At 48.9% G+C, this 14,131-nt stretch carries 12 protein-coding genes; 9 read left to right on the forward strand and 3 right to left on the reverse strand.

Annotated features, from left to right (window positions below):
- Positions 1–565: 565 nt before the first annotated feature.
- The 9 genes from miaB (at position 566) to AC4IE7_RS16395 (ending at position 9,058) form a co-directional block, all read left to right on the forward strand.
- On the forward strand, positions 566–1,915 hold the full coding sequence (gene miaB / locus AC4IE7_RS16355; protein ID WP_490777933.1) for a tRNA (N6-isopentenyl adenosine(37)-C2)-methylthiotransferase MiaB: 1,350 nt from the start codon (positions 566–568) through the stop codon (positions 1,913–1,915).
- Entirely contained in the window at positions 1,908–2,882 is a 975-nt protein-coding gene (locus tag AC4IE7_RS16360; protein WP_490777934.1) for a PhoH family protein, read from the forward strand. The genes miaB and AC4IE7_RS16360 overlap by 8 nt, the downstream gene beginning before the upstream one ends.
- 20 nt (positions 2,883–2,902) lie before the next feature.
- Positions 2,903–3,358 carry an rRNA maturation RNase YbeY gene (gene ybeY, locus AC4IE7_RS16365; RefSeq protein ID WP_490777935.1) on the forward strand — a complete coding sequence of 152 codons (456 nt, stop codon included), beginning with the start codon at positions 2,903–2,905 and terminating at the stop codon, positions 3,356–3,358.
- Entirely contained in the window at positions 3,355–3,963 is a 609-nt protein-coding gene (locus AC4IE7_RS16370; protein WP_490777936.1) for a CBS domain-containing protein, read from the forward strand. The genes ybeY and AC4IE7_RS16370 overlap by 4 nt, the downstream gene beginning before the upstream one ends.
- 216 nt (positions 3,964–4,179) lie before the next feature.
- A complete protein-coding gene (gene lnt, locus AC4IE7_RS16375; protein WP_490777937.1) occupies positions 4,180–5,673 on the forward strand; it encodes an apolipoprotein N-acyltransferase in 1,494 nt (497 codons plus the stop codon).
- Between the two features lie 133 nt (positions 5,674–5,806).
- Positions 5,807–6,586 (forward strand): SDR family oxidoreductase, encoded by a 780-nt coding sequence (locus AC4IE7_RS16380; protein ID WP_490777938.1) that lies wholly within the window; start codon positions 5,807–5,809, stop codon positions 6,584–6,586.
- The gene (locus AC4IE7_RS16385) at positions 6,583–7,086 is read left to right on the forward strand and encodes a hypothetical protein (protein WP_490777939.1); all 504 of its coding nucleotides are present in this window, start codon (positions 6,583–6,585) and stop codon (positions 7,084–7,086) included. Before AC4IE7_RS16380 ends, AC4IE7_RS16385 begins: the two co-directional genes overlap by 4 nt.
- Positions 7,086–8,450 carry a UDP-N-acetylmuramate:L-alanyl-gamma-D-glutamyl-meso-diaminopimelate ligase gene (gene mpl / locus AC4IE7_RS16390; RefSeq protein WP_490777940.1) on the forward strand — a complete coding sequence of 455 codons (1,365 nt, stop codon included), beginning with the start codon at positions 7,086–7,088 and terminating at the stop codon, positions 8,448–8,450. The genes AC4IE7_RS16385 and mpl overlap by 1 nt, the downstream gene beginning before the upstream one ends.
- A complete protein-coding gene (locus tag AC4IE7_RS16395) occupies positions 8,447–9,058 on the forward strand; it encodes a flavin prenyltransferase UbiX (RefSeq protein ID WP_490777978.1) in 612 nt (203 codons plus the stop codon). The genes mpl and AC4IE7_RS16395 overlap by 4 nt, the downstream gene beginning before the upstream one ends.
- A 171-nt stretch (positions 9,059–9,229) precedes the next feature.
- Here AC4IE7_RS16395 and AC4IE7_RS16400 read toward each other — a convergent pair whose 3' ends face one another.
- The 3 genes from AC4IE7_RS16400 to AC4IE7_RS16410 form a co-directional block, all read right to left on the reverse strand.
- Entirely contained in the window at positions 9,230–9,538 is a 309-nt protein-coding gene (locus AC4IE7_RS16400) for a c-type cytochrome (RefSeq protein ID WP_490777941.1), read from the reverse strand.
- Between the two features lie 297 nt (positions 9,539–9,835).
- Positions 9,836–12,175: a sensor domain-containing diguanylate cyclase gene (locus AC4IE7_RS16405; RefSeq protein ID WP_490777942.1), complete on the reverse strand. Its 2,340-nt coding sequence runs from the start codon at positions 12,173–12,175 to the stop codon at positions 9,836–9,838.
- Positions 12,172–13,992, reverse strand: coding sequence for a PhnD/SsuA/transferrin family substrate-binding protein (locus AC4IE7_RS16410; RefSeq protein WP_490777943.1), 1,821 nt, complete (start codon positions 13,990–13,992; stop codon positions 12,172–12,174). Before AC4IE7_RS16410 ends, AC4IE7_RS16405 begins: the two co-directional genes overlap by 4 nt.
- Between the last annotated feature and the right edge of the window lie 139 nt (positions 13,993–14,131).

The raw sequence follows: 14,131 nt of genomic DNA on the forward strand, positions 1-14,131 counted from the left end.
GGTGCGTCATATAAACCCTGTATTTAGAAAGCCGCTCAAGCCGTGAGTGCAAGGCGCAGCCCGCAGGTAATGGTTGTTCCCTTACCAAGGGGTGCAACGCCGTAATCGCGGCTTGAGTGGCTTCCCGCAGGGCGAGGCAGGTGATTTAAGCGCAAACTGAGATAGGCCTTGTCGAAATATAGGGTTTATATGACGCACCACATTAGTGTACCTCCGCCGGGTTAGGGCACTATCTTGCCATCAAATGTCCCACTTCAGATGTGGGTATCTTCGTAATGTTTACCTATAAAGTACTTTCCTTGATATCTATCGCACTACTTATTGATGCTCGATATGATTCATATGGGTGCAACACTGGCCAATTAGGATTGGATCTCAATCCTACAAGCTATAATATAGCGACCCTTAATTTGAACTGCGGATTGATGATCCGAGATTCCGCAGTCGATCGCTGATATCTGATGTAAGGTAATGATATGCCACTTCAAATAGTGAAGTTTATGTTCCCCCATTGGGTGAACTCATTAACGCTACATGTCCATGTTCGACTACGGATTCTGGGATAATGGCCGGAAAACTCTATATCAAAACCTTCGGTTGCCAGATGAACGAGTACGATTCGTCACGTATGGCGGATGGTTTGCGCGTGGCCGCAGGTCTGGAGTTGACCAATGACCCTGAGCAGGCGGATGTGCTGCTTCTCAATACCTGTTCTATTCGGGAAAAGGCTCAGGAGAAGGTCTTCTCCCAGTTGGGGCGGTGGCGACCCTGGAAAGAGCGTAATCCCGCCCTGGTCATAGGTGTGGGTGGTTGCGTGGCCAGTCAAGAGGGTGAGGCCATTCGGCAGCGAGCCCCCTATGTGGATCTGGTTTTTGGTCCTCAGACCTTGCATCGGTTGCCTGAAATGGTGAAACAGGTTCGTCTTCAGCGACAACCGATGGTCGATGTCAGTTTTCCAGAGATCGAAAAGTTCGATCGACTGCCTGATCCCCGGGCAGAAGGCCCAACGGCATACGTTTCTATCATGGAAGGATGCTCAAAATATTGCACATACTGTGTAGTGCCATTCACTAGAGGTGAAGAGATCAGCCGCCCATTCGATGATGTTATCGCTGAGGTGGCAGGTTTGGTGGAGCAGGGGGTTCGCGAGATCCATCTGCTGGGTCAGAATGTGAACGCCTATCGCGGAGAGATGGACGATGGAGAGCACGCTGATCTTGCTCTGTTGATCGAGTTCGTAGCGGCAATCGATGGTGTTGAGCGGATTCGTTTCACCACATCCCATCCCGTTGAATTCTCTGATCGACTGATAGAGACCTATGCTCAGGTTCCGGAATTGGTGAGTTTTCTGCATCTTCCAGTGCAGTCCGGTTCAGACCGTGTATTGGCGATGATGAAGCGGGGGCATATGGTGCTTGAATATAAAGCGAAAATAGCCCGTTTACGCAAAGCGCGCCCTGAAATCACCATCTCTTCAGACTTTATTGTCGGATTCCCCGGTGAGACTGAAGCGGATTTTGAGCAGACCCTTCAGCTCATCGAAGAGGTCGGTTTTGATCACTCCTACAGTTTCATCTATAGTCGCCGTCCCGGTACACCGGCTTCAGATCTGCCCGATGATGTACCGCTGGAAGTCAAACAGAAACGTCTGGAGCGGCTGCAGCAGTTAATCAACACCCAGGCGCAAAGCATCAGTCGCCAGATGGTGGGAACTACCCAGCGCATCTTGGTAGAGCGACCAGCGAAAAAGAATCCGGCACAACTGGCGGGTCGTACCGAAAATAACCGGGTGGTTAATTTTGATGGACCAGCCGATCTCATTGGACAGTTTGTCGAAGTCCGAATCACCGAGGCACTGCCAAATTCGCTGCGAGGCGAATGGTCAGGCCGGCTTAAGGAAAGTGCAGTTGGCTGAACATCCTCAATCTCTCGATCTGGCTCTGGAGCCAGCGGACAATTCAAGACTTGCCAATGTCTGCGGTCAGTTGGATGAACACCTGCGCCTAATAGAGCGGCGTTTGGGTATTGAAATCAACAATCGGGGTAACCATTTCCGTCTGATTGGAGAGGGAAATGCCATTCAAGCCGGAGAGCAGGTGTTGCAGGATCTCTATCGCGTCTCTGTGAATGAGGTGCTGGAACCGAAGCGGGTGCATCTGTTTTTACAGGAAGCAGGCGTGGATGAATTACTTGACCAGGATAAGCTGGCTGATCTGCCCGAAACAGTTATCAAAACCCGCCGTGGATTGGTGCGTCCCCGGGGTGGGAATCAGAAAGAGTATCTGCATAAGGTACTCACTCACGATATAAACTTCGGTGTTGGGCCTGCTGGAACGGGTAAGACCTATCTGGCGGTAGCCAGTGCAGTGGATGCCCTGGAACGTGACCAGGTGAGACGTATCCTGCTGGTGCGGCCTGCGGTAGAGGCCGGTGAGCGACTCGGATTTCTGCCTGGCGATCTGGCACAGAAGATCGATCCCTATCTGCGTCCGCTCTACGATGCCTTGTATGAGATGTTGGGCTTTGAGAAGGTCGCCAAGCTGGTGGAGCGGAATATCATTGAGATTGCGCCACTGGCCTACATGCGCGGTCGTACCCTTAATGAATCCTTTGTCATTCTTGATGAGGCGCAAAACACAACACCCGAACAGATGAAGATGTTTCTGACCCGGATTGGATTCGGTTCAACTGCAGTAATCACAGGGGATGTGACTCAAATCGACCTGCCCAGGGGGCAACAGTCTGGATTGCGTCAGGTTACGGAAGTACTGGCCAATGTCGAAGGTATCAGTTTTACTTTCTTCAATGCTCGCGATGTGGTTCGCCATCCTGTGGTACAAAGGGTGGTTCGTGCCTATGATGACTTCGAGCTGAGGTCCTGACCGCCAACATGAGTCGCTTGATGCTGGAGATTCAAAGGGTTGCTGAGCGATCTCAGGGTCTGCCCCAAGATGAACAACTGCTTGCCTGGGCTGAAGCTGCACTCGAGACCGGTGAGAATGAGGTGGAAATGGTCATCCGTTTGGTGGATGAGCCAGAGAGCCAGCAGCTGAATCGGGACTATCGAGGCAAGGACAAGCCGACCAATGTACTCTCCTTTCCATTTGATGCCCCTGAAGTGGTTACAACGCCTTTGATCGGTGATCTGGTGGTTTGTGCGCCAGTGGTCGCTCGGGAGGCGCAACAGCAGCACAAGACCCTGGAGGCCCATTGGGCACATATGGTGATTCATGGTGTGTTGCATCTGCAGGGATATGATCACCAGACCGATGAGGAGGCAGAGATGATGGAGGATAGAGAGCGTGAAATCCTTCAAACCCTACAGTTTTCAGACCCCTACATTAACGAGAAGCAATGAACAGCGAAGATCGATTAAGTAGCGGTTCCTCCAAACGCTGGCTGGAACGAATCAGTCGAATGTTTGGTAGTGAACCGCAAGACAAGGAGCAGATCTACAGCCTATTGAAGGAGGCCAACGAGAGGGAGTTGTTTGACAATGACGCCCTGAGCATGATGGAGGGTGCGATGCTGGTTTCCGAGCGGCGAGCGCGGGACATCATGAACCCCCGTTCCAAGCTGGAGGTGGTGCGTGCTGGAGATAGTCTGGATGAGGTCTTAAAGGTCGCCATAGAGTCAGCTCATTCCCGACTGCCGGTAATCGGAGAGGATGTGGATGAGGTTCTGGGGCTGCTTTTATCAAAGGATCTGTTGCCGTTCTTTCAAAAGGAGCAGCGAGATGAATTTGATCTGCTTGAGGTTATGCGTGAAGCACTCTTTGTTCCGGAGGCGATGCGCCTGAACCAACTGTTAAAGAACTTGAAATTGAGCCGTAACCATATGGCCATTGTTGTTGATGAATATGGTTCAACAGCGGGTATCGTGACTCTGGAGGATCTGCTTGAGCAGATCGTTGGCGAAATAGAGGATGAACACGATACACCTGAAGACGAACCGCAAGCGTAAGCAGTTCATCAGCTCAATTTTTAAGAAGCAGTGCTATCTCCGCTATAGAGAGACAAATAGAGGTAGGTTTGAGAGTTGTCTATGGTTGAGTTGATTGTTGTACCAGTAACAGATGCACTATGGCTGAAGACAACATACTTAGTCGCCGGGTTAATAGTAAGCTTGAAAAAAGTAAGTAACCCAACTGTCGGCTAGAGGATGGAAGGTATACCCACAGTGCAATTGCTATTACGCGCCCCACGGTTAACGGCCTTTATCTCAGGTGGACTTGCCACGCTGGCATTTGCCCCTTTCAATCTCTGGTTGATGGCGGTTTTAAGCCCGCTTCTGCTCTTCCTTATCTGGCACCATGGCAGAGGCGCTAGCTTCCAAACGGGTTTTGCCTATGGTGTGGGGCTGTTAGGGAGCGGTGTCTCCTGGCTGTATGTCAGTGTCGCCCAGTTTGGAGACCTGGGGTGGCTCTTTCCTTTGCTGCTTACCCTGGGGTTTATCCTCTTTGTATCCCTATACTACGGTTTGCTGGGATGGGTTGCCTCTTACTTTGAATCAGTTGCCGTTACACCAAAACTGCTGTTGATCTATCCCTCCCTATGGGTCTTGATGGAGTGGCTCAGAGGTTGGTTTTTAACCGGCTTTCCCTGGCTGCAGTTAGGTTATTCTCAGGTTGATTCACCACTTGCAGGATATGCGCCTCTGCTTGGCGTATTGGGTGTAACCTGGGCTGTTACGCTCACTGCAGGGTTATTGTCTCACCTCTTGGATGTTCAGGGTCGCAGGATCTGGTTGCTGTCAGGTCTGGTGGTGATCTGGCTCGGAGGTTGGTCGACGAGCCAGATAGAGTGGAGTAGCCAAAACGGTGAACCTGTGACTGTTGCTTTGATACAAGGCAACATACCTCAAGCGCAAAAATGGGCGCCTGAGCAATTGGCTCCCAGCTTGGTCTTGTATGCCAATCTTTCACGGGATAATCTCGATAAAGATCTGGTGATCTGGCCGGAAACGGCTGTCTCTGCCTTTCAGTATCAAGTTGAAGCGGCGTTTATTCAGCCACTTGAAAAACGGGTCAGGGATCATGATTCAAACCTGGTGTTCGGTGTGGTGCAGATGGATTCTTCGCGTGAGCACTACTACAACGCACTGGTGGCTCTCGGTAATGAGGAGAGGGGTAGCTATTACAAGGGACACCTGGTGCCATTTACTGAGTATCTGCCACTGAAATCGATACTCTGGCCTCTGGTTGAGTTGTTTACAATTCCGATGTCTGATTTCTCCGCTCGCATCGAAGAGAAACCATTGATGAAGGTGGGTAATCACGCCGTTGGTATGTCGATCTGTTATGAAGATGCCTTTGGAAATGAGATGATTAAGGCATTACCTGAGGCGGCTTACCTGATCAATGTGAGTAATGATGCCTGGTTTGGCGACTCCCTGGCTCCCCATCAACATCTGCAGATTGCCCGTATGCGAGCCCTTGAAACGAGTCGCTATCTGTTACGCGCCACGAATACTGGAATCTCGGCAATCATTGGGCCTCTTGGCGAGCTTCAGGGGCGATCGGCGCTACAACAGCAGGATGTGTTGCAAGGAGAGATTCTGCCGTTGAGTGGCATGACCCCTTATGCCTGGACGGGAAATCTGACGGTTCTGATGATGCTGCTAGTGACCTTGATTCTGAGCATTGCGCTAACCCAAAAACGGTTGCGTGGCTAGACGCGTTATTCAACAACGATGATTTGAGAGATGGCGTGGGCCAGGTTCAAAAGCCGTTTTGATTATGTTTGAATGGTCGTGGAACGAAGATTGGCTGGGCAGATGACCCGTCACAAAATTCAGTACAACCTTAATGTTACCCATGAAAAAACGAGTGTTGATTACAGGCGCCTCATCCGGTTTTGGTGAGGCTTGTGCCCGCCGCTTCTCTGAAGCAGGTGACGATCTTGTGTTGTGTGCCCGCAGAGAGGATCGGCTGCATGCACTCAGAGAGTCCCTCTCAGGAGCAGGGCAGGTTGATGTCGAGACTTTGGATGTTACCGACCGTCAAGCGGTGGATGGTTTTCTAAAGCGGCTGCCAGAACCCAGTCGTGAGATCGATGTGTTGATCAACAATGCAGGTTTGGCCCTTGGTCTTGAGCCGGCTCATCGAGCTGATCTTGAGGATTGGGAGACTATGGTAGACACCAATATCAAGGGTTTGATGCGTATCACCCGGTTGATTCTGCCTGGTATGGTTCAACGTAAACGTGGGCACATTGTCAATATCGGTTCAGTTGCAGCTAACTGGCCCTATCCCGGTGGTAATGCCTATGGTGCTACCAAAGCATTCGTGCAGCAGTTCTCCAGAGGCTTGAAAGCAGACCTGATTGGCACGCCATTGAGGGTTACCAATATCGAGCCGGGGCTGGCTGAGACTGAATTTTCACTGGTCAGAATGAAAGGGGATAGTGACAAGGCAGCAGATGTTTATAAGGACACCCAACCCTTGACGGCAGATGATATTGCCGAAATCGTCTATTGGGTGACATCCTTACCGCCACACATCAATATCAATGCTCTGGAAGTGATGCCCGTATGTCAGTCGTGGAGCCCTTTTGCGATTGACCGAACCCTGGGTAAGCTTCTTTGAAGGCACTGCTCAATGCTGCCATAGAACTCTGCCTGCTCAAACGTGGCCCGCAGGATCTACCGCTATCCATACATCTGTTGTGGCTTACTATCCTGTTGAATATGTTTGTCAGCGTATTGATGCTGACGGATGGCCAGTCGGGGCTTGGCCGTGCCATTTGGCAAACCCTGTTTGAGTTGGCGCTGATGCTGGGCATGCTCTATACAGCACTGCGTATGAGAGGGTTGTCGCAACGATTTATTCAAGCAGTTACGGCTCTTATGTTGAGCGGTTTTCTGTTAGGTATGTTGGTGCTGCCATTGATCGCTTGGGGAAAGCAGAGTCAATCGGTGGAATCAGGTCTGTTGTTTTTGATTGTGTTTTCCTGGGGCATCGTCGTGTTTGGCCATATATTACGGCACACTTTCGATTTTTCTTTGAATGTAGGTATTGCTGCGGCACTGCTTTACACCATGATCGCAGGTAGTCTGATAGCGATCTTTTTTCCGGTACTTGATTGATGCATCTACATATCCTTGGAATATGCGGCACATTTATGGGGGGCATTGCCCTGCTGGCAAGAGCATTGGGTCATAAAGTGAGTGGTTCGGATGCCAATGTCTATCCTCCCATGAGTACGCAACTGGAGCAGGCTGGGATAGATCTGATGCAGGGTTTTAAACCTGAACACCTTGATCCTGCTCCCGATGTTGTTGTGGTAGGAAATGCCATGTCCAGGGGAAATTCTGCGGTGGAGTATATGCTCAATCAGGGGCTCTCCTACACCTCTGGTCCGCAGTGGCTGGCTGAACATGTTCTACCTGAGCGATGGGTGCTGGCCGTTGCCGGAACACATGGGAAAACCAGTACAGCCAGTCTATTGGCCTGGATTCTTGAGGATGCGGGACTCAATCCTGGGTATCTGATTGGTGGTGTACCGGAGAATTTTGGGGTATCCGCCCGCTTGGGTGACTCGCCATTTTTTGTGGTTGAGGCAGATGAATACGATACTGCTTTCTTTGATAAACGCTCGAAATTTGTACACTACCGCCCCCGTACCCTGGTGTTGAACAACCTCGAATTCGATCATGCTGACATCTTTGATGATCTGGCGATGATCCAGAGACAGTTTCACCATCTGCTACGTACAGTCCCTTCACAGGGGTTGATCGTGGCGCCGCAAAACGATGAAAATCTCAGCCAGGTGATCGATATGGGTCTCTGGACACCGATGGAGTATTTCGATCCCATAGGGGAAACAGATTGGTATGCTGCTGATGCCTCAGTGGATGGTCAAAAATTTGATGTAATCTGTGGTGGGCAATCCCAGGGGCGTGTCGAATGGGACCTGGTTGGGCAGCATAATGTTGCCAATGCACTGGCTGCTATCGCGGCAGCTCGACATGCCGGGGTTCCCCCTGGCGTTGCCATTTCCGCCTTGTCACGATTTAAGAATGTTAAGCGCCGTATGGAGCTGCGGGGAGAGGTCGCGGGCGTCCGTGTCTACGACGACTTTGCTCACCACCCCACTGCAATTGAAACTACCCTGAATGGTCTACGCAGTCAGGTTGGAGATGCACGTATCGTCGCCATGCTTGAGCCTCGCTCCAATACCATGAAGCAGGATATTCATACCCGGCGCCTGACTGGTGCCCTGGAGGCGGCTGACAGAGTGATGCTATTTGCACCCAGTGACCTGGAGTGGGATGCGGAGTCCGTTATGGCGCCACTGGGTTCCCGTGCTGAGGTGTTTCGCGATACCCAGGATCTGATCGACAGATCAGTGGATATTGTTCAGCCAGGAGATCATATCCTGATTATGAGTAATGGCGGATTTGAGGGGATACATCAAAGATTGCTGGATGCTTTACAATGTCGGGTATGACTAATAAAACAAAAGCGATCGCTGTGGCCATTACCGGAGCATCGGGAAGCGCCTATGCATTGCGCCTGATCGAATCTCTTGTCCAGGCAGATCAGAAATTGTATGTGATGTTCAGTCAGGCCGCTCAAGTGGTATTGAAGATGGAGTCTGGATTGGAGCTGCCATCTCAGCCAACCGAAGCGCAGAAGGTACTATGCCAGCGCTTCAATGCTGACCCGGAAAAGTTGCAGGTGTTTGGACGTCAGCAGTGGCTGGCGCCAGTGGCCAGTGGATCCAATCCGCCGAGGGCGATGGTAGTCTGTCCCTGTACTGTTGGTGCACTATCAGCCATTGCCTGCGGAGCCAGCAATGATCTGATGGAGCGGGCTGCAGATGTGATCTTAAAAGAGCGTCGAAAGTTGATCCTGGTAGTTCGCGAGACCCCCTTTTCTGAAATTCACCTGGAGAATATGCTCAAGCTTAGCCGTATGGGGGCTGTGATCATGCCAGCAAACCCCGGCTTCTATAACAATCCACAGGGCGTTGAGGATATTGTTGATTTCATGGTGTCCAGAATTCTGGATCAACTGGATGTTGAGAATAATCTCTCCCCAAGGTGGGGAGAGTGAAACACTACTTCCATCCGTAAGAAACAGACGATGGCCTGCCACTAAATATCTTTTGATTAGAGGCTGCAGGAGTGGCTCAGTCAGGCGTAGCAGGTACGGCGACCCGCGCGCGCCTTGATCAAGGGCACGCTTATAGCCCTGAACATGGCTATTAAGGTGCCAGATTAGTAACTATTGTGCCTTGAGATAGGCTGCTACTTTTTCCGCTTCCTGCTGACTGATGTTTGGGAAGGCTGGCATTATATGGCCGCCGTTAATGATCTTTTCAGAGATCTCTTCTGAGGAGTCATCGGTGCCTGCGAGTTTAAGTAAAAAGCCGAATTTGCCCTGTCCATTACTGCCATGACAGCTAGAGCAGGCATTGGCATATATATCCATACCATCCATGCCAGCTACTGGTTTAAAATCATTTGAGTCGCTACAGCCAGTAAGAGTCAAGGCGAGCAGAGTGATGCCGGTGATGTAGATCGTTTTTTTCATTCGAAGCCTCTAAATCTAAAAATATTGCCACAACCACGTCATGGTTTGGCTGCGCCTCCATAAACGCACACTTCACGCTGCCCAACTGATCTTTTAGGTTTAAGCGGTCAAGCAGCCGATGGCGCAGATAGTACGTTTTTTTTCTGGCTAAGGATAGGGTGGTTGTTGTATTGAACTGCAACGATTTTATAAATAAGTGTGTCAGGTCATATTTTAGCTGGTCGTGATAATAAATAAGATGACTGAGAGGGAATTATGCTGTGGGATGGGGGTATAAATCTAACAGTCTGTCGCTGCTTAAAATACAGTGCAGCGATTACGCCCCTTCTGCTTGGATTCATATAGAGCGCTGTCTACCCGCTTAAGCAGTGTGTCTATATTGTCACTTGATCTTACAACGCTGGCACCAAAGCTGGCAGTTACGTTGCCGACTTTCTCATGCTCTAGCTGTTCGATGGCAGAGCGTAGGGATTCTGTCAGAATTCTTAACTCTTTGGTGTCGATCAGTGGGGCTATTATCATGAACTCTTCACCGCCCCATCGAGCAAGAATATCTGATTTTCGGATTCTACCGGTCAATAGATCCACCGTATTTTTCAGCACCCGATCACCCATGTCATGGCCATACGTGTCATTGACCTGTTTAAAGTTATCCAGGTCGAACATTATCAAGCCAAATCGGTTGTTGGTCAGACTGGCCCATGCGATCTGGTTCTTTAGCTCCTCATCAAATTTCATACGATTGAAAATTTGTGTGAGTCTGTCGGTTTCAGCGATGTACTGGAGTTTTTTCTCCATCTCCACTGTCTCGGTTATATCGCGGTGAGACTCGATGATTTGAATTATATTCTCACCAGATTCATCAAAAATAGGAGTTGCGCGTACATCTACATGTATCACATTACCCTGGTGGTCAAAATGTTTGTGAACGACCGATACTGTTGTCTTCTTCTCTTTGATTTCTTTGATAGGGCAGGGGTCGAGCTGCCCCTTACAGGGTGAGGTGCGCTTGTGGGAGAGATGGTAGCATGTAGCATTCGAGGTGATTATTTGGCCATTGTTGTAAAGGTCGAGTGCTGATTGATTAATCAGTTGCAGTTCGAAGGTATTGATGTCAATTACCAAGGTTGGGTCGGGAATAGTATCGACCACTTTCTGGATATAGTCCCTTGATTGTGTGAGTTGCTGCTCTGCCTCTTTCAGCTGAGTGACATTGTGTATATGGACAAAGTAATCAGTCAACCTGCCCTGGTTGTCACGAATAACATGGGTGGTTTCATCTACCCACTTGCGGTTATTTTTATTGTCGACAATCAGGTATGGCGAACGGTTGAATGTGATGGAGCGATTTCGTTCGGCCTCCAGTGTCTCTTGGGTATATTGCTCCAAATAGCCACTATCTATAATGCTGGAATAGGTGATTTTGCCCGATTTAAAATATTCCTTATCAAATCCCAGCAACTCTTCGATATTTGCCGAAACGAATGATATTGGCCAGCCAACTTCATTACGCAGTTTAGCAACTACGCCTGGGCCATTTAGGAAAAGCTCATGCTCATTGGTGATTTTTCGATTAAGAGCATCAATCTTCTGTTTGTCCGCGTTTCGTTTCTCTCTCTGCCAAAGTGCTATGCCAAGAGCTATTGCCAGCAGTAGATAGATAAAGATTATCAGAGGTATGGTGTTGGAGAGCTTACGCCAAAGTTTAGCCTGTAACAGTTCATTAGGTACATGCAATATCATTCTCAAGCAACCCTTACAGGCCTGTGTGGCTTGAAAAATACCCGAAGGGTCAATGGTATTGAATGTGTAGAGTCCCCATGGGTTGAACAACTGCCCTTGGTGGGTGCTCTGGATCTCTTGCCACGCTTGGTCGTGAGTTACGTTCATTCCTACCTGAGGACTGTCGGGAAACATGAATTCCCAGTCCTGGGCAGCATCTGGGCTAACCAGGCTATAGCCTTGCCAGTTGAGTAGCATGGCTTGTCCTGAAAAGCCCGCCGAAATTTGCCTGAAGTCGTTTAGTAACTCCTTGGCAAGATAGTTCAAAATTATTACCCCATCAGCCTTGCCGTTACTCATATTGATTCGGTTACCAAAGCGGATGGTTGGTTTCAAGGGTAACTCTATCTGTTTTCGCTCGATGTTGAGATCAAGTATTGAATTCCAAATTTCGTCAACTGGTGTATTAATGGCCTCTACAAAATAGTATCGGTGCTTTTTTGATTGAAGCTTGTCACTACTTACCGGAAAGGGGGTGCCACCATTATAGTTAATGCGGATAATCTCCTGTCCTTGGTTGTCGAGAAAGCGAATCTGGTCGTATCGACCTCTCTGATCTGCCAGGGAGATCCATAGTTGTTGCAATCTTTTAATGGCCGCGGGGTTCTTGGTAACACGATCCAAGCCATGTAATTTATACTGCTCTGCCAGCAGCCTCAGATCTGAGTGGATCTCTATAAATGCCATGCTCAGTTGATCACTCAACTGATTAATGAGAATGTTGGATTCAAGCTTCATCTCATTATTGACACTGTTTTCGGTCTGGGAATAGAGCACCCAGAATGCAAGGCCTACCAATACTGTTGTCGGTATGAGAAAGAGAAGGTAGTAGCGTAAGAATCTGCCGATATTCATGATGCCAATTGTGGCGGGGGAGAGTCTGGTTGATCAGAAGTCAATTGATGTAGAACCACAACAGCACCGGTTACTTTTCCATTCTCTTTGATCGGGGTGCTGATATACTCAACTTCCACAGGATTACCGCTCTTGTTCCAAATAATCTCTTTCTCCCCCCGTTGAGTCTCCCCACTTTTCAATACTCCTGTAATGGGGTAGTGAACTGATGGTAAAGGTGAGCCATCTTCGGAGCTGTGATGCCATAGTTGATGGCTATCTTTGCCGATCATCTCTTCGATGGTATATCCCAATAGTGTGGCGGCGGCAGGATTGACAAAGGTATGCCTGGCTTGATCATCTAATCCGATAATGCCATCTCCTGCAATATTCAGAATCAACTCTTTCTGCTGTTGTGCCCGTTGGCCCTCTTCTTCAAGCTTCTTGTACTTATCGATATCGTCAATTACAGCAACTAAATAATCTACCTGTCCACTGATGTCCGGCTTGGTGGACAGAGAAAGCTGAATCCATTTGGTGTGGCCGTCGGCACAATTTATACGTACTCGCAGGGAAGTGCTGGCCAACTTGTTTTGGCGAAGTTGATCGATAGCTTTAATGCATGCGGGTAGATCATCGCTATAGAGAATCTCTTTGAGATTGATCTCTCTCATCTGTTGTCTGGTCAGAGCAATAATGTCGCAGAGTTTTTGATTCATCCTTAAAAACTGGCCAGTTGGCATGATATGAGCTAACCCCACAGCAGCCTGTTCGAAAGTGGCAACCTGAGCCTCCCTGCTGATCTCTAAGGTCGTTTTATGCTCTGACAGGGAGCGCTTAAGCCGAATAACCCTCATGCTGAGAATCGCTATTGACAAGAGTATTAGAGAGAGAAGTAGATACCAGTACCAATATCTGGCTAAGGAATTGATCAGCTTTTCATGGGGTTTCTTGTCGTATGGAGGCAATGCCAACAGGCGTAGCAGGTCGTCAACAGTCTGGTAGTTTTCAGGAATTGTCCAGCCATATATATTTGCGTCATTTGTAGCGCGATGTTCGGGGGGGAGACTTAATAGCGCAATAGAGACCTTTCGCGCAAGTTCCAAAGGCGTATGGGGAAGCAGTGCAAAAGGCCATTCAGGATAGAGGGGGGTGCTGATAGCATAGGGAAAATTATCATGCTGTTTTGCAGAAATGATACGAAAATTCTCGATATTTACCAGGCCCTCCTGAGACATTCTCTCCAAGGTGTCTGTCCTGACTATACCAACCTCTGCTTCACGGTTTAGAATTGCGTTGACCACAGCATCGTGAGTATTCAAGAATCTTAGAGTAGCAAAATCCCAGCGGTCAATGTCGTTGGATTGGAACTCCCTCTGAACCATTATCCAGCCACCTAATGAAGTGGGATGCACCGCTGCAATCCGTTGGTTTTTGAGATCCTCCAGACGTTTGATGTCGTCACGACTCTCGAGTGTGAATACTACACTGCCAAACTGGGATGTACGGTTCCCAGGCGAGAGTTCGTTGACCAGTGTGAGAATTCGTCTGGCGCCATACCTCACTGCAAGGTCAACATAAATCCCAGAATTGACAATAACGAAATCAACCAGCTTGTTTTTAACGATAACGGGAATGTCGTCGAATCCCATAGGCACAATTGTAAACTGGTATTCAGGTAAGGATTCAGAAAGATAAGCGGCGGTGGCATCCCAACGTTGATGACTTTTCTCATAACCCCTTTTTGCCAAAACGCCAATTCGTACCTCATTCGGCTCAGCCAAAAGGTCAGAGACGCAAAACAACAGACAGAATATTATGGTAAGTGACCTGATCATTTTGGGCTTATTTTTTAGTGGTGTAGGTAAGCGATTTCTCACCTGATTATATTACGTAAAACACTCAAAAGTAGCTATACGCTCTTATTCCTCCCCTGGATAGAGTTACTTTTAAATCGGCCGGATTGTCTGGAGCTTT

The sequence above is a fragment of the Candidatus Thiodiazotropha sp. AKAK3 genome, assembly GCF_058244645.1.

Bases quoted from the DNA above. Each gene is read 5' to 3' on its own strand.
- miaB (WP_490777933.1), top strand. From the start codon at position 566: ATGGCCGGAAAACTCTATATCAAAACCTTCGGTTGCCAGATGAACGAG.
- ybeY (WP_490777935.1), top strand. From the start codon at position 2,903: ATGCTGGAGATTCAAAGGGTTGCTGAGCGATCTCAGGGTCTGCCCCAA.
- AC4IE7_RS16370 (WP_490777936.1), top strand. From the start codon at position 3,355: ATGAACAGCGAAGATCGATTAAGTAGCGGTTCCTCCAAACGCTGGCTG.
- AC4IE7_RS16380 (WP_490777938.1), top strand. From the start codon at position 5,807: ATGTTACCCATGAAAAAACGAGTGTTGATTACAGGCGCCTCATCCGGT.
- mpl (WP_490777940.1), top strand. From the start codon at position 7,086: ATGCATCTACATATCCTTGGAATATGCGGCACATTTATGGGGGGCATT.
- AC4IE7_RS16395 (WP_490777978.1), top strand. From the start codon at position 8,447: ATGACTAATAAAACAAAAGCGATCGCTGTGGCCATTACCGGAGCATCG.
- AC4IE7_RS16400 (WP_490777941.1), bottom strand. From the start codon at position 9,538: ATGAAAAAAACGATCTACATCACCGGCATCACTCTGCTCGCCTTGACT.
- AC4IE7_RS16405 (WP_490777942.1), bottom strand. From the start codon at position 12,175: ATGAATATCGGCAGATTCTTACGCTACTACCTTCTCTTTCTCATACCG.
- AC4IE7_RS16410 (WP_490777943.1), bottom strand. From the start codon at position 13,992: ATGATCAGGTCACTTACCATAATATTCTGTCTGTTGTTTTGCGTCTCT.